The organism is Mesorhizobium sp. M0768 (genome assembly GCF_040320195.1).
In the GTDB taxonomy this organism is placed as follows: Bacteria; Pseudomonadota; Alphaproteobacteria; order Rhizobiales; family Rhizobiaceae; genus Mesorhizobium.
This window is the reverse complement of record NZ_JAMYPD010000010.1, coordinates 41,151-63,990: the sequence shown is the minus strand read 5'-3', so window position 1 is coordinate 63,990 and position 22,840 is coordinate 41,151. Positions and strand designations below refer to the sequence as shown.

The 22,840-nt window shown below is 61.9% G+C and carries 22 protein-coding genes; 10 read left to right on the top strand and 12 right to left on the bottom strand.

What is annotated here, in order from left to right; all coding sequences use genetic code 11:
• Nucleotides 1–5: 5 nt before the first annotated feature.
• The 5 genes from glgB to NKI08_RS15450 form a co-directional block, all read right to left on the bottom strand.
• On the bottom strand, nucleotides 6–2,219 hold the full coding sequence (gene glgB, locus NKI08_RS15470) for a 1,4-alpha-glucan branching protein GlgB (protein ID WP_352770553.1): 2,214 nt from the start codon (nucleotides 2,217–2,219) through the stop codon (nucleotides 6–8).
• A gap of 146 nt (nucleotides 2,220–2,365) precedes the next feature.
• Nucleotides 2,366–4,834, bottom strand: a complete 2,469-nt coding sequence (locus NKI08_RS15465; RefSeq protein WP_352770550.1) for a glycogen/starch/alpha-glucan phosphorylase — start codon at nucleotides 4,832–4,834, stop codon at nucleotides 2,366–2,368.
• A gap of 175 nt (nucleotides 4,835–5,009) precedes the next feature.
• Complete coding sequence (locus NKI08_RS15460) at nucleotides 5,010–5,792, bottom strand: ATP-binding cassette domain-containing protein (RefSeq protein ID WP_352470952.1); 783 nt, start codon at nucleotides 5,790–5,792, stop codon at nucleotides 5,010–5,012.
• Between the two features lie 2 nt (nucleotides 5,793–5,794).
• Nucleotides 5,795–6,856 carry an ABC transporter permease gene (locus NKI08_RS15455; protein WP_352503463.1) on the bottom strand — a complete coding sequence of 354 codons (1,062 nt, stop codon included), beginning with the start codon at nucleotides 6,854–6,856 and terminating at the stop codon, nucleotides 5,795–5,797.
• A gap of 154 nt (nucleotides 6,857–7,010) precedes the next feature.
• On the bottom strand, nucleotides 7,011–7,988 hold the full coding sequence (locus NKI08_RS15450) for a sugar ABC transporter substrate-binding protein (RefSeq protein WP_502893787.1): 978 nt from the start codon (nucleotides 7,986–7,988) through the stop codon (nucleotides 7,011–7,013).
• Nucleotides 7,989–8,255: 267 nt separating this feature from the next.
• On the opposite strand from NKI08_RS15450, the gene NKI08_RS15445 reads away from it, so the two are divergent.
• From NKI08_RS15445 to NKI08_RS15420, 6 genes are all read left to right on the top strand, one after another.
• Nucleotides 8,256–9,485, top strand: coding sequence for an ROK family transcriptional regulator (locus tag NKI08_RS15445; RefSeq protein WP_352470950.1), 1,230 nt, complete (start codon nucleotides 8,256–8,258; stop codon nucleotides 9,483–9,485).
• A gap of 2 nt (nucleotides 9,486–9,487) precedes the next feature.
• Complete coding sequence (locus tag NKI08_RS15440; protein WP_352470949.1) at nucleotides 9,488–9,934, top strand: RbsD/FucU family protein; 447 nt, start codon at nucleotides 9,488–9,490, stop codon at nucleotides 9,932–9,934.
• Nucleotides 9,931–10,854 carry a carbohydrate kinase family protein gene (locus tag NKI08_RS15435; RefSeq protein WP_352470948.1) on the top strand — a complete coding sequence of 308 codons (924 nt, stop codon included), beginning with the start codon at nucleotides 9,931–9,933 and terminating at the stop codon, nucleotides 10,852–10,854. The genes NKI08_RS15440 and NKI08_RS15435 overlap by 4 nt, the downstream gene beginning before the upstream one ends.
• Nucleotides 10,855–11,108: 254 nt before the next feature.
• A complete protein-coding gene (locus NKI08_RS15430) occupies nucleotides 11,109–12,251 on the top strand; it encodes a DegT/DnrJ/EryC1/StrS family aminotransferase (protein WP_352540722.1) in 1,143 nt (380 codons plus the stop codon).
• Between the two features lie 18 nt (nucleotides 12,252–12,269).
• On the top strand, nucleotides 12,270–12,476 hold the full coding sequence (locus NKI08_RS15425) for a hypothetical protein (protein ID WP_352470946.1): 207 nt from the start codon (nucleotides 12,270–12,272) through the stop codon (nucleotides 12,474–12,476).
• A 162-nt stretch (nucleotides 12,477–12,638) separates the two neighbouring features.
• The gene (locus tag NKI08_RS15420; protein WP_352470945.1) at nucleotides 12,639–13,658 is read left to right on the top strand and encodes an LLM class flavin-dependent oxidoreductase; all 1,020 of its coding nucleotides are present in this window, start codon (nucleotides 12,639–12,641) and stop codon (nucleotides 13,656–13,658) included.
• 38 nt (nucleotides 13,659–13,696) lie between these two features.
• On the opposite strand, the gene NKI08_RS15415 is transcribed toward NKI08_RS15420, so the two are convergent.
• The 3 genes from NKI08_RS15415 to NKI08_RS15405 form a co-directional block, all read right to left on the bottom strand.
• Nucleotides 13,697–14,179 carry an RES family NAD+ phosphorylase gene (locus tag NKI08_RS15415; RefSeq protein ID WP_352503465.1) on the bottom strand — a complete coding sequence of 161 codons (483 nt, stop codon included), beginning with the start codon at nucleotides 14,177–14,179 and terminating at the stop codon, nucleotides 13,697–13,699.
• On the bottom strand, nucleotides 14,176–14,610 hold the full coding sequence (locus NKI08_RS15410) for an antitoxin Xre-like helix-turn-helix domain-containing protein (protein WP_352470943.1): 435 nt from the start codon (nucleotides 14,608–14,610) through the stop codon (nucleotides 14,176–14,178). The genes NKI08_RS15415 and NKI08_RS15410 overlap by 4 nt, the downstream gene beginning before the upstream one ends.
• 69 nt (nucleotides 14,611–14,679) lie before the next feature.
• Nucleotides 14,680–15,306 (bottom strand): CDP-alcohol phosphatidyltransferase family protein, encoded by a 627-nt coding sequence (locus tag NKI08_RS15405; protein WP_352770542.1) that lies wholly within the window; start codon nucleotides 15,304–15,306, stop codon nucleotides 14,680–14,682.
• On the opposite strand from NKI08_RS15405, the gene NKI08_RS15400 reads away from it, so the two are divergent.
• From NKI08_RS15400 to NKI08_RS15390, 3 genes are all read left to right on the top strand, one after another.
• A complete protein-coding gene (locus tag NKI08_RS15400) occupies nucleotides 15,305–15,565 on the top strand; it encodes a hypothetical protein (protein ID WP_352614884.1) in 261 nt (86 codons plus the stop codon). The two genes, NKI08_RS15405 and NKI08_RS15400, sit on opposite strands and share 2 nt — an antisense overlap.
• 51 nt (nucleotides 15,566–15,616) lie before the next feature.
• On the top strand, nucleotides 15,617–16,129 hold the full coding sequence (locus NKI08_RS15395) for a phosphatidylglycerophosphatase A family protein (RefSeq protein WP_352470940.1): 513 nt from the start codon (nucleotides 15,617–15,619) through the stop codon (nucleotides 16,127–16,129).
• 79 nt (nucleotides 16,130–16,208) lie between these two features.
• Nucleotides 16,209–17,285: a tartrate dehydrogenase gene (locus tag NKI08_RS15390; protein ID WP_352470939.1), complete on the top strand. Its 1,077-nt coding sequence runs from the start codon at nucleotides 16,209–16,211 to the stop codon at nucleotides 17,283–17,285.
• Between the two features lie 96 nt (nucleotides 17,286–17,381).
• Here the strand turns inward: NKI08_RS15390 and NKI08_RS15385 are convergent, their stop codons facing one another.
• Complete coding sequence (locus tag NKI08_RS15385; protein WP_352770538.1) at nucleotides 17,382–18,983, bottom strand: FAD-dependent monooxygenase; 1,602 nt, start codon at nucleotides 18,981–18,983, stop codon at nucleotides 17,382–17,384.
• Between the two features lie 97 nt (nucleotides 18,984–19,080).
• On the opposite strand from NKI08_RS15385, the gene NKI08_RS15380 reads away from it, so the two are divergent.
• Nucleotides 19,081–19,524, top strand: a complete 444-nt coding sequence (locus NKI08_RS15380; RefSeq protein WP_352470937.1) for a MarR family winged helix-turn-helix transcriptional regulator — start codon at nucleotides 19,081–19,083, stop codon at nucleotides 19,522–19,524.
• 287 nt (nucleotides 19,525–19,811) lie between these two features.
• On the opposite strand, the gene NKI08_RS15375 is transcribed toward NKI08_RS15380, so the two are convergent.
• The 3 genes from NKI08_RS15375 to NKI08_RS15365 form a co-directional block, all read right to left on the bottom strand.
• The gene (locus NKI08_RS15375; protein ID WP_352770535.1) at nucleotides 19,812–21,119 is read right to left on the bottom strand and encodes a type II toxin-antitoxin system HipA family toxin; all 1,308 of its coding nucleotides are present in this window, start codon (nucleotides 21,117–21,119) and stop codon (nucleotides 19,812–19,814) included.
• Nucleotides 21,119–21,502 carry a helix-turn-helix domain-containing protein gene (locus NKI08_RS15370; protein WP_502899609.1) on the bottom strand — a complete coding sequence of 128 codons (384 nt, stop codon included), beginning with the start codon at nucleotides 21,500–21,502 and terminating at the stop codon, nucleotides 21,119–21,121. The genes NKI08_RS15375 and NKI08_RS15370 overlap by 1 nt, the downstream gene beginning before the upstream one ends.
• Nucleotides 21,503–21,637: 135 nt before the next feature.
• On the bottom strand, nucleotides 21,638–22,816 hold the full coding sequence (locus NKI08_RS15365; RefSeq protein WP_352470935.1) for a hypothetical protein: 1,179 nt from the start codon (nucleotides 22,814–22,816) through the stop codon (nucleotides 21,638–21,640).
• Nucleotides 22,817–22,840 lie beyond the last annotated feature (24 nt).

The window sequence follows — 22,840 nt, the reverse complement described above, 5'->3', positions numbered from 1 at the left end:
ATAGCTCAGTCCGGGACGAATTCGAGCATGATCGTCGACAGCGGCGGCAAAAGCATCGTCGCCGAAATGCCTCCTCCTTCCGCCTGAGCCTCGACGCCGCCGCTATTGCCCTTGCCGGAACCGCCATAATCCGTGGCATCGGTGTTGATGATCTCGCGCCATTTTCCGGCCTGCGGCAACGGCACGCGGTAATTGTCGCGCGGCACCGGCGTGAAGTTGGAAATGACGGCGACCGGGTTGCCGCCCGGCGCGCTGCGCAGCCAGGCAAATACCGAGTTCGCGCTGTCGTCGACGATCAGCCAGGAAAAGCCCTCCGGCTCGCAGTCGCGGGCATGCAGCGCGGGGCGCGAGCGGTAGAGATAGTTGAGATCGCGCACCGTCTGCCAGACGCCACGGTGGAGCCGGAAATCGAGCAGGTTCCAGTCGAGCGCGCGCGCCTCGCTCCACTCGCGGCGCTGTGCGAACTCTTGGCCCATGAACAACAGCTTCTTGCCGGGATAACCCCACATGAAGGCGTAATAGGCGCGCAGCGTCGCGAATTTCTGCCAGTCGTCGCCGGCCATCTTGTTGAGCAGCGTGCCTTTGCCGTGCACCACCTCATCATGGGACAGCGGCAGCACGAAATTCTCGCTGAAAGCGTAGACCAGGCCGAAGGTGATGTCGTTGTGGTGATGCTTGCGGAAGATCGGCTCCTTGGAGAAATACTCCAAAGTGTCATGCATGAAGCCCATGTTCCATTTGAAACCGAAGCCCAGTCCGCCTTCATGCACCGGCTGCGAGACTTTCGGCCACGAGGTCGATTCCTCGGCGATGGTCATCACACCTGGATGGTGGCCGTAGACCTCCTTGTTCATACGCTGCAGGAAGCTGACCGCTTCGAGGTTCTCCCGCCCGCCCTTCTCGTTGGGAATCCATTCACCGGCCTTGCGCGAATAATCGAGATAAAGCATCGAGGCGACCGCATCGACGCGCAGTCCGTCGACGTGATATTTCTCGGCCCAGAACAGCGCATTGTTGACCAGGAACGAAATCACTTCGCGGCGCCCAAAATTGTAGATCGCGGTGCTCCAGTCGGGATGGAAGCCCTTGCGCGGATCGGCATGTTCGTAGAGCGCGGTACCGTCGAACTTTGCCAGACCGTGTTCGTCAACCGGGAAATGCGCCGGCACCCAGTCGAGGATGACGCCGATGCCTGCGCGGTGGGCGCCGTCGACGAAGCGGGCAAAACCGTCCGGATCGCCAAAGCGGGCAGTCGGCGCATAAAGACCCGTCGTCTGGTAGCCCCAGGACGGGTCATAAGGGTGTTCGGCGATCGGCATGAATTCGATGTGGGTAAAGCCGGTCTCGACCACGTAAGGGATCAGCCTGTCGGCGAGCTCGTCCCACGACAGGAAGCTGCCGTCGTCGTGAAGCCGCCATGACCCGGCATGGACCTCGTAGATCGATACGGCTTCGCGCCTGTGGTCGGCATTGCGCCAGTAGTTCCGGTGCGCCTCGTCGCCCCATTCGTGCGCCGGCGGCAGCGCCGTCACCGAGGCGGTGGCCGGGCGCAGTTCGGACTTGAAGGCGAACGGATCGGCTTTGAGCGGCAATCTCACGCCATCCGGCCCGATGATTTCATACTTATACGGGCGGCCAGCGCCGATGTCGGGAATGAACAGCTCCCAGATGCCGGTATCGCGGCGGACGCGCATGGTATGCCTGCGGCCATCCCACTCGTTGAAGTCGCCGACCACCGAGACGCGCCTTGCATTGGGCGCCCACACCGCAAAATGCACACCCGATGCACCTTCATGGTCGATGAGATGGGCGCCGAGCTTGTCGAACAGCCTGAGATGCGACCCTTCGGCGATGTAATAATCGTCCAGCGGGCCGAGCACGGGACCGAAGGAATATGGATCGGTCAGCCACCAGTCACCGCCGGAATTCCTGGCGTGATAGCGCAGCGGCTGGCGTTTGCGCAGCGACAGTTTGCCTTCGAAGAAACCGCGGTCGTCGCGTCTCGACAGCTCGCCGGCCTTCTTGCCGGTCAGCGTATAGGCGGTGACGAACTCGGCATGAGGGACGAAGCAGCGGGCGACAAAGCCCTTTCCCGCCTCATGCACGCCAAGCACGGCAAACGGATCGCCGTGCGTGCCGGCGACAATCGCCGCGACATCGCCGGCTGGCGCCAGTCCGTCCGGCCCGTTTGTCGCAACGGTCGCGCGCGGCTTGCTCATCAGGCAGTGACCCTCCCCGGGCACCAAGTGTATGTTTCTAGTGGAGTTTTGAATTCGACATTCGCATGCCGCCTTACCCTCCAAGGGATGCGAGGGTCAAATCCACTCCACTAGGACCACATTGTTCGTAGTCTCATGCAATCATATCAGGCGGGCACGTGCCATATGTCTTTCGCATATTGGCGGATCGTTCGATCGGACGAGAACCAGCCGACGCGCGCGACATTGCGGATGGCTCTGGCGTACCAGTCCGGGCTGTTGCGCCAGACGGCATCGACGTCGCGCTGGGTGGCGGCGTAGGCATCGAAATCCGCGGCGACCATGAACCAGTCGCTCTGGTAAAGACCGTTGATCAGGTCGCGATAACGGTCCGGATCATCAGGTGAAAAAACCCCGGACGAAACCGCGGCCAGCGCCTGCGCCAATTCAGGCGATCCCTCGATCACAGCGCGCGGATCGTAACCATTGTTGCGTCGCTCGGCGACCTCATCGGTGGTCAGGCCGAAGATGAAGATATTGTCATCGCCCACGCATTCCTTGATCTCGACATTGGCGCCGTCGAGCGTGCCGATGGTCAGCGCGCCGTTCAGCGCGAACTTCATGTTGCCGGTGCCGGACGCTTCCATGCCGGCGGTCGATATCTGCTCCGAAAGATCGGCGGCCGGCATCATGATCTCGGCTAGGCTGACATTGTAGTTCGGCACGAATACCATTTTCAGCAAGCCGCGCACCGCCGGGTCGCGGTTGATGACCCGGGCGACGTCATTGGCAAGTTTGATGATCAGCTTGGCGTTGTGATAGCTGGGCGCCGCCTTGCCGCCGAAGAATTTGACGCGAGGCATCCAGTCGCGCTCCGGATGCGAGCGGATCTGGTCGTAAAGCGCGACCGCCTCGAGAATGTTCAAGAGCTGGCGCTTGTATTCGTGGATGCGCTTGACCTGGATGTCGAACAGCGCCGATGGGTCGACCTTGATGCCGAGCCGGTCGGCAACGAGCTTGGCAAGCCTCATCTTGTTCGCCCGTTTGACGGCGGCGAACTTGTCGCGGAAGGCTGCGTCCTCAGCGAAAGGATCAAGCCGCTTTATCTCGTCGATGTCGTCGAGGAAGCCGTCGCCAATCGCCTCTCGGGTGAGTGCAGTGAGGCCGGGATTGCACTGTATCAGCCAGCGCCGTGGTGTGATCCCGTTGGTCTTGTTGTTGATGCGATCCGGGTAGAGCCTGTGGAGGTCGGCAAACACCGTCTCCTTCATCAATTCCGTATGCAGTGCCGACACGCCGTTGATCGAGTGCGAGCCGACAAAGGCCAGATTGCCCATACGCACGCGCCGATCGCCATTTTCCTGGATCAGCGAGATGCGGCTGATCTGCTCGTCCGAGAACTGGTCGGAGGCGCGCGCCTCGAGCAGCACCTCGGCGTTGATGGCGTAGACGATCTGCATGTGGCGCGGCAACAGCCGCTCGAACAGCGGCACGGGCCAGCTTTCCAGCGCTTCGGGAAGGAGCGTGTGGTTGGTGTAGCCGAAAGTGCGCTTGGTGATGCTCCAGGCCTGGTCGAAATCCATGCCATGGACATCCATCAACAGGCGCATCAACTCGGGGACGGCGATGGCCGGATGGGTGTCGTTAAGATGGATCGCCGCCTTGTCGGGCAGCGATTGCAGGTCGCCATACTGGCTGAGATGACGCTGGACGATGTCCTGCAGCGAGGCGGTGGAGAAGAAATACTCCTGCCTGAGCCGCAACTCCTGGCCGGCCTTGTGGGAATCGGCCGGGTAAAGGACGCGCGACAACGCATCGGCCTTGTTGCTTTCGGCGAGCGCACCGATGTGATCGCCGGCATTGAACTTGTCGAGCAGGATCGGGTCGACCGGCATGCCGGACCACAGACGCAGCGTGTTGACGCGGTTGGCCCGCCAGCCAACCACCGGCGTATCGTAGGCAACGGCCAGAACATGTTCGGTCGGCTTCCAGACGTGCCGCTCGAGCCTGCCGTCCTTCGAGGTGATCGATTCCACCGAGCCGCCGAAACCGACCTCGAAGGAGCGTTCGCGGCGCTCGAACTCCCAGGGATTGCCGTGATCGAGCCACGTCTCGGGCAGCTCCACCTGCCAGCCGTCATGGATCTCCTGCCGAAACATGCCGTTGGCGTAGCGGATGCCGTAGCCATGCGTGGGGATATTGACGGTCGCCATGCTTTCCATGAAGCAGGCGGCGAGCCGGCCAAGACCGCCATTGCCAAGGGCAGCGTCCGGTTCGAGCGCTGCAATGATGTCGAGGTCGACGCCAAGCGACGACAGCGCCTCGCGCATATTGTCCATCAGGCCGAGATTGGAGAAGGCATCGCGCATCAGGCGGCCGATGAGGAATTCCAGCGACAGGTAATAGACGCGCTTTTCCTGCTGGGCGTAGGCCTCTTGGGTCGCCTGCATCCAGTGATCGACTATGCGGTCGCGTACAACCTTGATCGAGGCGGTGAGCCAATCGTACTGGGTTGCAACGTTGGTGCCCTTGCCGAGCCTGTATTTGAGGGCTTGCAAGACTTCCTCGGCGAGCGTCTTGGGATCCGGGTTTTTGAGCGTGGGCAGAGGAGCTTCGGTTGTCATCGCGCGCGTCATGCTGCCTCTCGTGACGTTGCCAGGATCATGCGGCTTTCACCATCTCTGCCAATGCTAGTGCATCCCACCGGATGTTCAATCGATTCAGGTGATCGCAAGCCGGGTTGCCCTGCGGCAATTTGGCATTTGGAAACAGCGCGTTTGGGACCCTTGGCGATGGGCCTCAAGTTCTTGCTCAAGCCGCCAGCGCCGCTTCCGGCGGCACCTTGGCGCCCGTCATGAAGGCGACCGCGTCGGACATCGTATACTGCTTCGGATCGATGACGCACAGGCGACGGCCGAGCCGGTGAATGTGGATGCGGTCCGCCACCTCGAAGACATGCGGCATGTTGTGTGAAATCAGCACGATCGGCAGGCCTCGCTTCTTCACGTCGAGGATCAGTTCGAGGACGCGGCGGCTCTCTTTGACGCCAAGCGCCGCCGTCGGCTCATCCATGATCACCACCCGGCTGCCAAAGGCGGCGGCGCGCGCCACCGCCACGCCCTGACGCTGGCCGCCGGAAAGCGTTTCCACGGCCTGGCTGATGTTCTGGATGGTCATCAGGCCAAGCTCCGTGAGCTTGTCGCGGGCGCGCTTTTCCATCGCCGGGCGGTCGAGCATGCGCAGCCATTCGCCGAGGAACCCCGGCTTGCGGATCTCCCGGCCGAGGAACATGTTGTCGGCGATGGACAGCGCCGGCGACAGAGCCAGGTTCTGATAGACTGTTTCGATGCCGGCCTCCCGTGCCTCCATCGGCGACTTGAACGCAACGGGCTTGCCTTCAAGTCGTATCTCACCTTCGTCGGGCACGACCGCGCCGGAAATCGCCTTGATAAGCGACGACTTGCCGGCGCCGTTGTCGCCAATGACGGCAAGGATTTCGCCCGGATAGAGGTCGAAATCGGCGTTGTCGAGGGCGGTGACGCGGCCATAGCGCTTGACCAGACCGCGCGCGATGAGGATGGGTTCCTGGGTCATGGCTATGCCGAAACCTTTCTGATCCATTGATCGATCGCCACGGCGCCGATGATCAGCACGCCGGTGAGCAGCACCTTCCACTGCGGATCGGCGCCCAGCATGTTGAGGCCCATCGAGACGACGCCGACGATCATGGCGCCGAACAGCGTGCCGAGGATCGAGCCGCGCCCGCCGAACAGAGAAATACCGCCGATCACCGTCGCGGTGATGGCCTGAAGATTGTAGTCGGTGACAGCGGCGGAAGGAGAGATCGAGCCATTGCGGCCGATGGAGACCCAAGCTGCGAAGGCGGCGATCAGCCCGGCAAGGGCATAGACGGTCATCAGCACCTTCTTCGTCTGGATGCCCGACAGTTTCGCAGCCTCCTGATCGTCGCCGACCGCGTAGACATGGCGGCCCCATGCGGTGTGGTTGAGCACGTACCAGAGGACCAACACGAGAACGACCATGGCAATGACGCCAAGCGTCAGCACGGCCGTGCCGACCTTAAAGCTCAGGGCAAACAGGTGCAGCAGAGGCGCCTGGACGTCGACGTCGGTGTCGCGGATCGTCTCATTGGCCGAATAGATGAAGTTGGTGGCCATGACAATGTTCCAGGTGCCGAGCGTCACGATGAAGGGGGGCAGCTTCATGTAGGCGACCAGCACACCGTTGAGCAGGCCGCACGCGCCACCGGCGAGAAGCCCGATCGCCACCGCGAGCACGGCCGGCATACCGTAGCTGACCGCGCAATTGCCCATGATCACAGCCGAAATCACCATGATCACGCCAATCGACAGGTCGATGCCGGCAGTCAGGATCACCAGCGTCTGTGCGGCGCCCAGAATGCCGACAATGGCGATCTGCTGAAGGATCAGCGTCAGCGTATAGGATGAAAAAAAACGCCCGCCGATGGTGATACCAAAAATAATGATAGCCAGAACCAACACGATAAGCGGCACTGCTGCCGGCGTGGAATGCAGGAAATGCTGGGCACGCTTGACGGCCGATTTATGGTCGTCGAACGCGGCGACGCTTGTGTCGCTGCTCGATAGAACTTTTTCGAATTCTTGTGCTTGAGCCATGTTTCCTCCCCTGGGCTTCGGCCAACCGCCGACGCCATCCACGCCTTCCGGTCTGCCGCCGGCACTATTTGCGTTTAGATCGGCACATCGTCCACCCGGAGCGGCCGGGGATCAAGCCCCGGCCGATCGCGATCTGTTGCCGGTCAGGCCAGGCTCAACCCCAGCACTTGGCGAGGCCTTCCTTGGTGTCGATGGACTTCACACCGTTGGCGGGCTTGTCGGTGACAAGATTGACGCCGGTATCGAAGAAGTTCTTGCCTTCGGTCGGCTTCGGCTTCGTCCCGTCCTTGGCGAAAGTGGCGATCGCCTCGATGCCGAGCGCCGCCATTTGCAGCGGATATTGCTGCGAGGTAGCGCCGATCACGCCTTCGGTCACCGATTTCACGCCGGGGCAGCCACCGTCGACCGAGACGATCAGCACCTGGCTTTCGAGACCGACGGCCTTCAGCGCCTGGTAGGCGCCGACAGCTGCGGGCTCGTTGATGGTGTGGATGACGTTGATGGTGTTATCCTTCTGCAGAAGGTTCTCCATCGCCTTGCGACCACCCTCTTCATTGCCGTTCGTCACGTCGTGGCCAACGATGCGCGGATCGTCCTCGTCGCCGATCTTGTTGGGGTCCTTCACGTCTATGCCGTAGCCCATCATGAAACCCTGGTCGCGCAGCACATCCACCGTGGGCTGCGACGGCGTCAGGTCGAGGAAGCCGATCTTGGCATCCTTGGCCTTATCGCCAAGCGTCGCGGCGGCCCATGCGCCGATCAGCTTGCCGGCTTCCAGATTGTCGGTCGCGAAGGTCGCGTCAGCCGCATCGATCGGATCAAGCGGGGTGTCGAGCGCGATCACCAACAGCCCGGCGTCCCGCGCTTTCTTCACGGTCGGCACGATACCCTTGGTGTCGGACGCGGTGATGAGGATACCCTTGGCCCCGTCGGCGATACAGCTCTCGATTGCAGCCACCTGGCTCTCGCTGTCGCCGTCGATCTTGCCGGCGTAAGTCTTGAGATCGACGCCAAGCTCCTTGGCCTTGGCCGCCGCACCTTCCTTCATCTTGACGAAGAAGGGATTGGTGTCGGTCTTGGTGATCAAGCAGGCGCCGACCCCGGCGGCCGATGCCGTCGACGCAAAGGCCATCAGGCTCAGTCCGGCCGCGGCAAACACGGTGGATTTCAACAGTTTTGACGTGGTCACGATTTTCCTCCCATGGAACCATTTAGGATGCCGGCCAACCGGCATCTGCAGCGCGTCCGACGAAATCTCCCAGTGTCGGCGCCGACCTCAAGAGACACCAGTCCGGCAGCACTGTCAATAATTAAATCACTCTTATTTATTATTGACAACGCAGGATTGTTCACTCACTCTAGACCAAAAGCATTGAGGGGAAACGACGGGAGGAACAGGGTGGAGACCGGCATTACGAGGCACGGCTCGCCCGATGCGGCCGAAAGCCGCCTGCACCGCGGCACCAATCAAAGCGGCATGCGGGACCACAATGAGCGGCTGGTGCTGTCGCTGGTGCGCCAGCACGGCAGCCTGGCCAAATCCGACATCGCACGTATGACCGGCCTTTCGGCGCAGACAGTGTCGGTCATCATGCGCGAGCTGGAGGAGGACGACCTGCTCGTCCGCCAGGCGCCGTTGCGCGGCAAGATCGGCCAGCCCTCGATACCCATGGCGCTCAATCCCGACGGCGCCTATTTCATCGGCCTGAAGATCGGCCGCCGCAGCGCCGAATTGGTGCTGATCGATTTCCTCGGCAGTGTGCGCTCGATGCTGCAGCATTCCTACCGCTATCCGGCGCCGCGCGAAACGGTGGAATTCGTCACAAGCGGCATGAAGAAGATGCGCGGCGAACTCACCCCGGCGCAGGATAAACGCATTGCCGGGCTTGGCATCGCCATGCCGTTCGAATTGTGGAACTGGGCCGACACCGCCGGCGCGCCGCGTGAAATCATGGACGAATGGCGCCATCGCGACATCCGCGCCGATATCCAGGCGCAATGCGAATTTCCAGTCTATCTGCAGAACGACGCCACCTCGGCCTGCGGCGCCGAGCTCGTGTTCGGCCACGCGGCGGGTGCGGCACGCGATTTCGTCTATTTCTATATCGGTGCCTTTGCCGGCGGCGGCATCGTGCTGAACGGCCGGTTGTTTGGTGGCCCAACCGGCAATGCCGGCGCGCTGGGCTCGATGCCGGTGCCAGGGCCGGACGGCAAGCCGACGCAGTTGATCGACGTGGCGTCGATCGCCATGCTGGAAAAGGCGCTCAACGCGCGCGGCATCGAGGCCTCGCATCTGTGGACATCACCGGGGGACTGGGGCGAGATCGGCGCCGAGCTTGACGACTGGATCGCCAGCGCCTCGCAGGCGCTTGCCTATGCCATCGTTTCGGCCTCCTCCGTCATTGACTTCGATGCCGCGGTGATCGACGGATGGATGCCGCTTGCCGTGCGCAGGCGGCTTGTCGATGCCGTTATCCAGGCCATCGGCCGGATCGACGGCGAAGGCCTGAGGCTGCCGGCCGTTCGCGAGGGAACCGTCGGCATCCATGCGCGGGCGCTGGGTGGCGCCAGCCTGCCGCTGTCGGAGCGCTTCCTCATCGGCTCGACCACGATTTCCCGGAGCTTCTGAGCATGCTGATCGGCATCCCGGCGCTGCTCGGCCCCGAGCTTCTGGCGATATTGCGCGCCATGGGCCATGGCGACGAGATCGCCTTGGTCGACGGCAACTACCCGGCCGAGCAGCAGGCACAGCGGCTGGTCCGCGCCGACGGTCATCATCTCGTCCCCGTGCTCGATGCGGTATTGAGCGTATTGCCGGTCGACGACGCCGTGCCGCAGGCGCTGTTTCGCGCCTCGGCCAAAGGCGATCCCCTGCTCGCCGATCCGGTTCACTATGAGATGGAAGCGATCTGCGCCAGGCGTGCGCCGGGCCGCAAGGTGGTTGCGCTTGCCGGTGCCGACTTCTATGCACGGGTCAAGGCCGCGCACGCGATCGTCGCGACTAGCGAGCCGCGGCTTTATGCCAACATCATCATTCGCAAGGGCGTGATCTATCCGCCGGAAAGCAAGACTTCATGATCCTCTGCTGCGGCGAAGCCCTGATCGACATGCTGCCGCGGACCACGACGGAGGGCGAGCCGGCCTTTGCCCCCTATGTCGGCGGTGCCGTCTTCAACTCGGCCATTGCGCTAGGCCGGCTCGGCGCGCCCGCTGCCTTTTTCTCCGGCCTGTCGTCGGATCTGTTCGGCGGGCAGTTCAGGGAGGCGCTGGGGAACAGCAAGGTCAGCTCGACCTATGCGCACACTTCGCCGCGGCCGACCACGCTCGCCTTCGTGCGGCTCACCAACGGCCAAGCGACCTACACCTTCTATGACGAGAACACCGCCGGGCGCATGCTGACCATCGAGGACCTGCCGGAACTCGGCAGCGAGATCGAGGCCATGCTGTTCGGCGCCATCAGCCTGATCTCGGAGCCGGCCGGATCGGCCTATGAGGAGTTCATGCGGCGCGAACATGAGCGTCGCGTGATGATGCTCGACCCCAACATCCGGCCAAACTTCATTCCCGACAAGGCCAAGCACCTCAGGCGCATCCGCGGCATGATGGCGATGGCCGACATCGTGAAACTGTCGGACGAGGATTTGAACTGGTTCGGCGAAGCCGGCTCGCATGAAGACGTCGTCCGTAACTGGCTGGATCGCGGCCCAAAGCTGATCGTGGTCACCCACGGCAGCGAAGGCGCGGTCGGTTACAGCAGCCAGCACCGGGTCACCGTCGTGCCGGACAAGGTCGAGGTGGTCGATACGGTCGGAGCCGGCGACACATTCAATGCCGGCATTCTTGCCTCCTTGCATGAACAGGGTCTGCTGTCGAAGACGGCAATCGCCAGTTTGCCGGAAGACGCCATCCACAAGGCGCTGACGCTTGGCGCCAAGGCCGCGGCGGTGACGGTATCGCGGGCCGGCGCCAACCCGCCATGGCGGCATGAAATCGCCTGACCGGCTGGTGCGCAGCCCATGGACTGCTCACCGGCGATCACTTTATGTTTCGTCCAGCCTGGCGGGCGGGGTGCGAAGCCTGTAACAGGCCGGCCGAAGCCCGGATTTCCACGCCTTTAAGAGGCCAGATCGGAAATCAGAGGTAACAGGCTGCGACACTTGAGCAATTCAGGGTTTTTGCCCTGCGGCTTTCTCGGCCGTACCAAGTCTGCTACCAGCGGCCGGTTATCTGACTAAAACCGTTTGAGGCCGACATGCAGTTCATCGATCTTGGCGCGCAGCGCGAACGCATCCGCGACAGGCTGAAAGCGGCAATCGACCGGGTTGTCGACGAAGGCCGCTATATTCTCGGACCGCAGGTCACCGAATTCGAAAACAAGCTCGCCGCCTATATCGGCATCAAGCACGTGGTCGCTTGCGCCAACGGCACCGATGCGCTGCTGCTGCCGCTGTTTGCCGCCGGCATCGGCCCGGGCGACGCGGTGTTCGTGCCGAGCTTCACCTTCGCCGCCACGGCCGAAGTGGTGGCGCTGACCAAGGCCGAACCGGTGTTCGTCGATGTCGATGCCGACAGCTACAATATCGACATCGCCAGCCTCGAGGCGGCAATTGCCATGATCAAGGCGGAGGGCCGGCTGAGGCCGAAGGCAATCATTCCCGTCGACCTGTTCGGCCTCGCCGCCGATTACGAGGCGATCATGGCCATCGCCGATCGCGAAGGCCTGATGGTCATCGAGGATGCGGCGCAGGCGACCGGCGGCTCGGCTGACGGCAAGATGTGCGGCTCGTTCGGCACCGTCGGCTCGACCAGCTTCTATCCGGCAAAGCCGCTCGGCTGCTATGGCGACGGCGGTGCGATGTTCACCAATGACGATGCGCTGGCCGAACAGCTGCGCTCGTTCGCCTTTCACGGAAAGGGCGAAACGCAATATGACAATGTCCGCGTCGGCATCAATTCACGGCTCGACACGCTTCAGGCGGCGATCCTGATAGAGAAGCTGGCCATCCTCGAGGACGAGATGGTGGCGCGGCAAGCGGTCGCCAATCGCTATGCCGAAGGTCTCGGCGATATCGTCAAGGCGGCGCGCAATCTGGGCGGCGGCCGCTCGGCCTGGGCGCAATACGCCATCGAAACGCCGAAACGGGACGGGCTCAAGGCACATCTCGGTGAAAAGGGCATTCCGTCGGTCATCTACTATGTGAAACCGCTGCACAGCCAGATTGCCTATCGCGATTATCCGCGCACGCCGACCGGCCTTGCCGTTTCGGAAGAGCTGCCGAAGCGCATCCTGTGCCTGCCAATGCATCCCTATCTGAGCGAGGCTGACCAGGACCGGATCATCGAAACGATCCGAAACTATATCGGCTCGAATTCGGCGCATGTAGCGGCGGCATAAATTCGAAAGCTTCGAAGCATGGTCGCGGAATACATCGACGAGTTCATCATGTTCTGCGCCGGGTTGTGGATGGCTGGCATCGGCTTCGGATTTCTCGCGGACCCGTTCCAAGCTCGCCCCGGCCAGCAGCAAGCATGGTGGACCAACTTTGGGACTCGCTTCAAATGGATGGGACCGCTGTTGATCCTCATCGCGATAGCGCTCGCATTCGCGGCACCTTCCTAGGCTGGCGTCCGACGGCAGCTCGGCACGGTCGGCCATCGTTGATCAACAACCGCCGATTCAAGCTTTGCGCGTCAAGGCAGGCGGTCATCGGCACCGATTTTGCGATGCTTTGCTGCGCGCCGCAGCATAGTCTGCACCTGGCTCCCCTTTAGGCTGGTTCTCATGAAGAAGATTGGTTTCCTCTCGTTCGGGCACTGGACGCCCTCGCCGCAATCGCAGACGCGGACGGCATCCGACGCGCTTTTGCAGTCCGTCGAGTTGGCGGTCGCGGCCGAGGAGCTGGGTGCGGACGGCGCGTATTTCCGCGTGCATCACTTCGCCCGCCAGCTCGCCTCGCCCTTCCCGCTGCTGGCGGCGGTCGGCGCAAAGACCAGCCGAATCGAGATCGGCACGGCGGTGATCGACATGCGCTATGAGAACCCGCTCTACATGGCCGAGGACGCCGGCGCCGCCGACCTAATCGCCGGAGGGCGTCTGCAGCTGGGCATCAGCCGAGGCTCGCCGGAGCAGGTGATCGAGGGATGGCGCTACTTCGGCTACGCCCCGCAAGAGGGCGAGAGCGATGCCGACATGGCCCGTAGACACACCGGAGTGCTGCTCGAAGTGTTGCTGGGCAAAGGCTTTGCGCAGCCCAACCCGCGGCCGATGTTTCCCAACCCGCCTGGCCTGCTTCGCGTCGAGCCGCACTCGGAGGGCCTGCGCGAGCGCATCTGGTGGGGCGCCGCCACAAACGCCACCGCCGAATGGGCGGCGAAACTGGGGATGAACCTGCAGAGCTCCACGCTCAAATTCGATGAAGGCGGAAAGCCGTTTCACGTCCAGCAGGCCGAACAGATCCGGGCTTTTCGTGAGGCCTGGAAGGCGGCCGGACACACGCGCGAGCCGCGGGTGTCGGTGAGCCGGAGCATTTTTGCGCTGGTCGACGATCGCGACCGAGCCTATTTCGGCGGCAACCAGAGCGGAGATCATTTCGGTTACATCGAGGCAGACAGACGCGCGGTGTTCGGCCGCTCCTATGCCGCCGAACCGGACGTCCTGATCGAGCAGCTAAAGGGCGACGAAGCCATCGCCGAGGCCGATACGCTGCTGCTTACCGTCCCCAACCAGCTCGGCGTCGAGTACAATGTCCATGCCATCGAGGCGATCCTGACCCATGTCGCTCCAGGCTTGAGTTGGCGCTGACGGGTTGTGTTAAGTAGGAACCTGCCTCTCTGCCCGGCTCAGGAGCCAAACAGGCGGCTATCCCAGTATACGGGTTGATGCAGGCTGGCCGTGATCAGGGAAAACTCCGGATGTGCCGGATTGATCAACACGTTGTTGTCGGGGCGAGCCACGACGCTTGGCACGATCAGGATCGCGCTGCGGCGCTCGACACACCATGTCTCACCGAATTCCTTGCTCACCGTTGCCGGCATCATATCCCATCCGGGCAACGACGGCTGAGAAAAGATTTCGTAGCTCAGCCCGCGCGGAAGCATGATCTGGACGTAAGGCTGGTTGGGCGGCAGTCTGCCGCTGCCGTGCACCAGCTTTTCCAGCAAGGCCGTTGAATAATGCTCGCTGGTGTAGATCAACGGGCTGCCGGGCGTGTTCCAGCGGCCAGGCGCTATCGTCGAGCCCGTCGCGTCGAAGATCGGATATGTGCCGGCTGGATCGCCGATCCTGAAGCACTGCAGCATGCGATCGAGTATCTGTGCCGTCAAGCAGCGGTGCCGTACTTCAGGCCTGCAAGGATATCGAGCACCAGTTCGGCGCCGATCTCGCTTTGAATGACCACGTCGATCGGGCGTCGGTCTTCCAGCATGGGATGAGACCGAAACAGAAAGTCACGAGCCTCACCTTCGATCTGCCAAACGTCGAGGGCCAGGTTCCATAGGCGCGCCACCCGCGCCACCCGCATGCCCTCTTCCGAAGAGAGTCGGAGAGCACCTCTCTTGCGGCGCTCATAAGTTGCCTTTGGGACGAGGCGATATTTGAATTGCGTATCGGCCGGTGCCAGCAATTGTGAGACGCGTTCAAGCGCACCCAACGGCAATCCGTCTTCGATTCGAGCCATCAGCCCGAATGGCGACCGTGCAGCCGTCTCCTTGGGCGGCAGCCCCAGCACATCGGCTATATTTCCAAATGCCAACATCGCCGCTCTCCATTCATGTGAAGCATTGCATAGCCTCAGGTGAGGCCAAGTGCAAGCATCCCCGTAGTCTCACGGCTGCTTCCCGTCGGCTCGTTTCAGCATCGCAAATGCGCGACTGACCCGTTGCAGGGCTGTGGCGTTGGCCAGCACTGCGTACAGCGCGAACCCACCCGCCAGAATCCAGGGCGAAGCCGCGCCCATCGCGGTCGCGACTCCGTCGGCGGCGAGCAGCACGCAAATGAACACCAGACGTTCCATCCGCTCGAAGAAATCCGGCCAACCGTGGTTTTTCACAGGGATTTCCAGCGCCGTCCGCGCCTTGGCGTAACTGGTGAGGATCCCGCCCGCGAATGCGAACATTGCGATCGCCCACAGATCGGCAACCCAGCCGATAGCCGCAAAGACGGCCAATTCCTGATAGCGGTCGACGACGGCGTCGAAATAGCCACCGGCCTTGGTGCTCATATTTGTCCGGCGGGCGACCGCACCGTCCAGCGCATCGAAGCTGAAGGCAAACGCCAGGCAAAGGCCAAAGGCAAGACTTGAATGATGAAACGCGTAGGCGGCCGAAGACAAAGCCACGAGCACCAGCCCGCTGGCCGTAACCTGGTTCGGCGTCATGCCGATCCCGATCAGCGGAGAGGCGGCCTGCTCCCATAGCGGGTCGATGCGACTTTTCATGAGACCGGCGATCATGGCGGCTCCTCTGATGATGTCGGTTGACGGAGCTTTACCAGCAATTTGCGGGTTTGTTCCACCGTCGCCACCGTTTCGGTTGGCCAATGCGGGCCGAGACCGGGCTCAGCAACGTTCTCAACTTGCCGCAAAAATGATCTCGTTTGGCGAATGGGGCCGGCGGATTAAGGTACTCGCCGAGCTGGCGGCGAAACAGAACTTCCAGTCGCTGCGACAGCTGCCCGACAGCATTTTCACGGTTTGGGCGATGCCCTTGTGAGGTGGTGCAAATCGAACAGCAGTCTGGCGGCAGCACCCGAACGATGTGACTATGATCGCTTGCGATCCGTGGGAAGCCGGCCGAAAATCGATGCATAAGTTTCCACCCAAGTTCGCCTACCTGCTCGCGACCTCTGTCGGCGCGGGATTATCTCCAATATGGCCGGGCACGGCCGGCGCAATGGTTGGAGTGGCTGTTGCCGCGGCTCTGATACCCGCATCACCTTGGCTGACGGTGCTTGCCTACGTGGCCCTGTTCGCCGTCGGCGTATGGGCGTCATCGTATGTTATCTCCCGTACCGGGACGGAGGATCCGCAGATCGTCGTCATTGATGAGACCTTCGGCGCGGCCCTAACCCTTTCCATGCTGCCCCTCGATCCGCTCTGGTGGGCAGCAGGCTTCCTTGCTTTCCGGTTTTTCGACGTCGTCAAGCCTTGGCCCATCCGTATCGCACATGACAAGGTAAGGGGTGGGGCCGGTATCATGGTGGACGATGCGGCTGCGGCTGTGGCCGCCGGGGTGCTGCTGCTCCTGCTGAACGGATTGATTGACCATTTGCCGTAATGGCGGCATTCGGCCTCACGGCCAAAGGCCAGCACGATGGTCCATGCTAGTTTAGCGCCACAAGGGGAGGACTGGACTAATGCGAAGCTATAGGATCGCGGCCATTCCAGGCGATGGGATCGGCAAGGAAGTCGTAGCGGCCGGCCTTCGTGCGCTGGCCGCCTGCGCCACGCGCGACGGCGGTTTCAGTCTCGAGGTGCAGCATTTCGACTGGGGCTCGGACTACTACAAGTTCAACGGCGTGATGATGCCCAAGGACGGCACCGAGCGGCTGAAGGCCTTCGATGCGATCTATTTCGGCGCTGTCGGCGCGCCAGACGTGCCCGACCATCTGACGCTTTGGGGGTTGCGGCTCGCGATCTGCCAGCCCTTCGACCAGTACGCCAATGTCCGCCCGACCCGCATCCTGCCCGGTATCGAGAGCCCGCTTCGCGGCGTCACGGCAGGGGATCTCGACTGGGTCATCGTTCGGGAGAATTCGGAAGGCGAATACGCCGGCCAGGGCGGGCGCTCGCATCTCGGCCTGCCTGAGGAAATCGCGACCGAGGTCTCGATCTTCACCCGCGCCGGCGTGACGCGCATCATGCGCTTCGCCTTCGAGATGGCGCGGTCGCGGCCGCGAAAGCTGTTGACCGTGGTCACCAAGTCGAACGCCCAGCGTCACGGCATGGTGCTCTGGGACGACATCGCCCGTGAGGTCGCGGCCGATTTTCCTGATGTCGCATGGGACAAAATGCTGGTCGACGCGATGACAGTGCGCATGACGCTCAATCCGCGCTCGCTCGACACAATCGTCGCGACCAATCTTCACGCCGATATCCTGTCGGATCTTGCGGCCGCACTTGCCGGATCGATCGGCATTGCGCCGACTGCGAACCTCAACCCCGCGCGGCGGTTTCCGTCGATGTTCGAGCCGATCCACGGCTCGGCCTTCGACATCACCGGCAAGGGCATCGCCAATCCGGTCGGCACGTTCTGGTCGGCGGTGATGATGCTGGAGCATCTTGGCGAGCCGGCTGCCGCGGCGCGCCTGATGCGCGCCATCGAGCGCGTGACGGCGGACGCCTCACTGCACACGCCCGATCTCGGCGGAAGTGCCACCACCGATAAGGTCACCGAAGCGGTGTGCGCGGCCCTACTCGGCGACAACGAGTAGGAAAGGAGCAAGCGCCTGGCATCGTTGTCATTCCCAGTGATGGCATCGGCAAGGAAGTCATGCCCGAAGGCGGGAGGCATCCGCACTCGCCGCCGCTCACCGATGATGTTCGTGCGCCTCCGTGCGGAAACCGAGCCCATCAAGTGTTTCGATCAGCACCTGTACAGGATCAGGCACACCGTGCGTTGACCGCCACGCGACAAATCCGTCCGGTCTGACCAAGGCGGAACCGCCGCTTTTAACCCCGAGCACGGAAGGCCACCGATGGTCCAAGTCAAGCAGATCCCCATTCGCACCCAACGAGTGGCACGTCAGCGGCATCCCGAGGCGCTGGCTTACGGAGTCAGCGGCCTGACACCATGCTTCGTCGGCGCAGAGGAGAAGAAGATCGCGGTCGCACAAATCGAGACTCGAAATCCGCTGGCCGGCACGCCCGACCGCGAAATGCGGCAAACGCGTGCCGGGGCGGCCCGACAGCTCCGTGGATTTTTGGAATGGGTGATCGTCCGGTGTGGATTCCAGAGCCACGATGCCTGCAGCGTAGCGTTGGCCAAATACCACGCCGTAATCCTCGACGATCGCAACAGGAGGAGGCAACCGCTTCGACGGATCGTCGAACCATTTCTGTAGGCGGGCGAGCGCTTGCGCCAACGTAGCCTCGATGACCGGCCGGCGCTCCGTGTCATAGCTATCCAGCAACGAGGGATCGGCATGCCCGCGTGCTACCATCGCAAGCTTCCAGGCAAGGTTATGGGCGTCGTGGATACCTGAATTGCCACCGAAAGCGCCTGTTGGGGGCATCACATGTGCGGCATCCCCCACAAGAAACGCGCGGCCTCGGCGGAATTGGCGCGCTGTGAGGGCGGCCACTTCCCAGGAGCGCGCATCGACAAGCCTCGTCGTGATGTCCGGCCGGCCCGCACCTCGTATGATCAGTTCCCTGCACTTGGCTTCATCAAAATCCTGTGGTTTCTCGCCCTTTTCGGGAAAGTACTGGAGCGCCAGAAGCCATCGTCCACCCTGTCTGGGCGTGAAGGTCCCGTTGAGGTCCGTCACGAAGCACGACGTGAAGCGCTTGCCGCCTATCGTCGGAGGCATGTCCGTGTCAAAGACGACATTCATCCAGTGCTGAAGGCCGCCTGCCCCGCTGCGGCTGATCTCCAGCCTCTCTCGCAGGGAACCGTTCGCACCGTCCGCGACGATCAGATAGTCGGCCGAGATGACCTCCTTTGCGCAGGTCGCGATACCGCGAATTTCCGCGCGGACGACGGTCTCGTCCTGATCGAAAGTCACCAGCTCCGTGCTGAAACGCACGTCTGCACCGTTCCGCTCGGCGTAGCGGCGCAGAATCGGTTCCAGGACGTGCTGATCACACGTCGCTGGTTGCGTGGGGCTGAGGGCACTTGCATCCGGCCACGCCGGTCCGCCCCATTGAATCTGCGGATCGGCGAGATTCCTGGCGCGCGCAATAGCGCCTGCCTGCTGGTCCCCCGTCCGATTTGTACGAATCTCCTCCTCGAGGCCGAGGCTTCGGAATATCTCCATGCTGCGCGGGGAGATGCCGGCAAACTTGTACTGGATTGACGTGTCGGGATGACGCTCGACGAGGACACACGCAATGTCGTTGTGAGCCAAAAGGGCGGCCGCCGTCAGACCGTTCAGGCCGCCTCCGACGACGAGAACCGTGGTATTGGTCATCTCGGATCTCCTCTCATTGCTTTGACCACAAAAACATTTTGATTGATCAAATCATACGATTGGTCCAAGTATGTGTCAAGACATGAAGGAGCGTGGAATGAGACCGAGCCAAGATCGCTTGCAGCACGCCACCGAGGCATGGCGCCTGATGTTTGATTTCCTGATGCGGTCCGCGCCGGACCGGTTGGCGATCCAGCAGAAATTGGGCCTGACGCCCAACGACTCCCGCGCCCTCTTCACGCTCGACAAAGATGCGGGCAAGCCGATCGGCGCATTGGCTGCTCAATGGCAGTGCGATCCATCGACGGCGACCTGGCTGGTCGACCGGCTTGAGCAGGCGGGGCTCGCCGAACGGATTCCGTCGCCAGGCGATCGCCGTGTGAAGCTTGTCAAGCTCACACCCAAAGGTGCCGCAACCATCAAGGAATTGATGAAGGAATATCACAAACCCCCGCCCGAGATACTTGCGCTTCCACGCGCTGATCTGGATCAGTTGATCGGCCTCGTAAGAAAGTTACAGGCTGGCAAATCCGTGAGTTGATCCTATCCCGGAAAGGCACTGGCTAGGATCGGGTAGCGCCGCGTCACACTTTCCATGCTGCCGCTCGAGCCGCTCTGGTGGTCGGCAGGTTCCTTGCTTTCCGGTTTTTTTGACGTGGTCAAACCTTGGCCCATCCTATCGCGCATGAGAAGGTAAGGGGTGGGTTCGGCATCATCTGGACGACGCAGCGGCGGCCGTGGCCGCCTGGATGCTGCTGCTGCTGAAGAAGACCATTTGAGCGTTGTTGCAATGGCGACATCAGTCTCGTTGCGTCTCTACTTTCAGCATCACGCCTCTTCCAGTCTGCGTACACGAGCCCTGACCCCATTGCCGATGGCATCAGCGACTTCCGCAGGAAAATCCTTTGGGAGCGATGCAGAAACCAGTTCGACCGCCGCTAGCGCCTGTTGGCGCAGCTCATCAAAGATCGCCTTGACGGGTTTCGGACCGATCCCTGCTTTGGCGGCGGTCTGGATAAAATGGCGTGGCATGACGCTGTCGACGAGGTAGTGGCGTGTGTCACCAATAGCCATCGCCAGTTTCATTTTGTTGCGCTTGATCTGTCCCGCATCAAGGCTGGGCTGCGCTGAAATCACATCATAGAGCGGCGTTATGCGGAACCGGCCGCCGGGGGAAAGAAAGACGCTAAAATTCTTGGCGTGCCCATCTGTGGCGCCGAGAAGCCAAAAGGCAACCACGGCCTTTAAAACCGCAGCCTGGTCTACCTCCGGTTGGTCGCTTCCCTTCATCAAATTGAGGATAGCCGGAACGCCAGGCCCGCCGTCGGATTCGTATTTCAGTGACGGCGGCACAGAAAGGGCCTGGCAGCAGTCTTCCTGGGGCAAACGCAGGAGACGATTGTCACTGGTCCATCGGCGATCGAACCGCTCGATCGCGAGCACGCGATTGCCTTCGAACTCCTCGATTGCGACGACGGCGCTCGGGAGCCCTAGGGCGGTTGTCAGCTTGAGGCAGAAAAATTCGTTCTCGACGCTGAAGGAAAGATCGATGCCATTTGGCAACCGTCCAATCTGTGGTTTGAGGATGTGCGTCGTGGCAGTCGTCGCCAGCGGCTTGTACCAACGTCCTTTCCAGAACAAGAGCGCAGTCTTTTCCTGAGCGCCAGCGATCGAGATCCGGAAGTCCTCGTCCTCGCCAAGCCCAAGGGGAGCCGATGCCAGATCGAGGAGAAGACGAGCAATCTCGGTATCGTCAACGGGTTTGCCGTTGACAATACCGGCGGGGCCTGGCTCGACACCATCCGGCAGGAATTGCAATGCGCCGACACAATCGCGCCCGACAGCGGCAAGCAGGTCGTAAGCGTCTATTCCTTGAGCATGAACACGCTCCGCCATACGGCGGCGAATGGGGACGTTGTCGGGCAGGAGATTGTCGAAGACGGCGATGACGGGCGCACCGATATAACGATCTTCACGCAGAGGCAGTGATAGCGAGACGGGCAGCGCGTGCTCCCAAGCAAGCCAGGACGGATCGTACTGAAAATCGATCGCGCCGCTGGATTGTCTATTCAGCCGCCCGACGAGACGGCTGTTCAAGAAGACATTTAGCGGGATGTGCTGCCGCGGACGAGCCATCAGAAGATGTCCTCGATCTCAGCCGGCTTTGCCTTGGTCCGAGGGCGGACGACGAATTCGAGGTCGAGCGCTGCGAGAATATCGCAAAGCGTTCCGAGCTGGGTCCCAGGCGCGCCACTCTCGACGGCCGAGATGGTCGCCTGACGCAGCATCGTTTGGTCCCCGACATTGGTCTGGTTGAGGCGGAGCTTGCGACGCTGCCGGCGGACGGCATCTCCAATTTGCTTGGGTGTTCGGGCGATTTGGTCCACAGCATACCTCTCTAGCCATGGTATTATACGCTCGCGCAGATAAATTTCAATATACGCTTTTCCGTATCGAATTTTGTATACTTTGAAGCGTATAAGCAGCAATATGGTCGGCGTATGATCTTCGATCCGCATGGACCGTCACCGCCATGCTTTCAGCTTGTCCGGCCGCCGCCGGCCAATGTGACCGAAGCGAATAGCCGGCATGCTCATAAAGCTCCAAGGCAAAGTGAGGTCAGTCCTAGCAGACTGCGGCAACGGATCGGTTTTTCAAACGGATCTTGCGGCACTCACCCAATCGAGGCGTGCGGCAGGGACAAGGCCATAATTGTAAAAATTGATGCCGTCGACATCCGGCGCCATCGCAGCTTTGACCTTGGCGGTGAGGATGTCGGGGCCGGCCATTTCCGGATAGAACAGCCGGTAGCCGGCGCCGAGGAACTTTTTCACGCCAAGGGCTGCGCGTCCGGCCGCCATCAGGCTGGCGACATCGCCGGGCTGCATGTCGTAGGCACACAGGATTGCCCCGTCACAGACCTTGCCGAGCGCCGCGAGATCGCAGCCGCCAAGCCAACCGTCTTTCAAATCGATGATGACAACGCGGGTCGCCGGATTGGCCACCTCGCGCAGTTCGGCGACCAGGCTGGTCACCGGTTCGAACCGCCACAGCAGGTAGCCATGGAGTTCCGGCCATGGCAAAAAAGTGTCGAGGCCGCTCCCCGGAAAGTCTGGAAAGCGCCGTTCGGGCACGGCGCGCTCGCAGGTCTCGACGATCCATTGCCCGACGAGCTTGCGCGCTACTTCGCCGTCGACGCCGGCCTCGGCCGCGCGCGCAAGGCAGGACGGGCAGAAACATATCGACAACAGAAAATCGTCTTCCGGCATCAGCCCGACACCGTCTTTCTCATGATGGTATTCGTGGGCGAAGCCCATGAATGACGGGCTTTCAAGCTCGATCCGGTCCGGCCTGTAGCTGTGCGAGATATCGGCGATCAGCGCGCGGACATAAGCGCGCGCTTCCGGATGTGATGGGCAGAGATTGTAGTAGTTGGCATCGCCGAAGGCGTTGCGGGTTACGGCCTGCGGATGAAGCATGCCGAGCCGGGTGTTGTGCAAGCAGACCGTCCAACACGAAACGCCCAGCCCGCCCACCTCGCGCCGGCGGACAAGGTCGCCAAGCACATCGCCGCCTTCCATGATCACCTTCGCCACCTTGGGCTGGATGGCTAGGTCGGCCCAGTGTGCCGCATCTGGCTTGAAATAGATGGTTCCGTCTTCCGGAAAATAGGCTTTCCGGCGCGGGCTGCGCGGCTGCAGAAACCGGCCAGCGTGATACGAAGTCGCCAGACTGATCATGTTGAGCCCGGCACGCTCGACAAGATCGCGCTCGACCATCTCCAAGCCCAGATCCTGGACATCCCAAGGATAGGTCCACATCGACAGTTGCATCCGGTTATCCTCAGTCTTGATCCT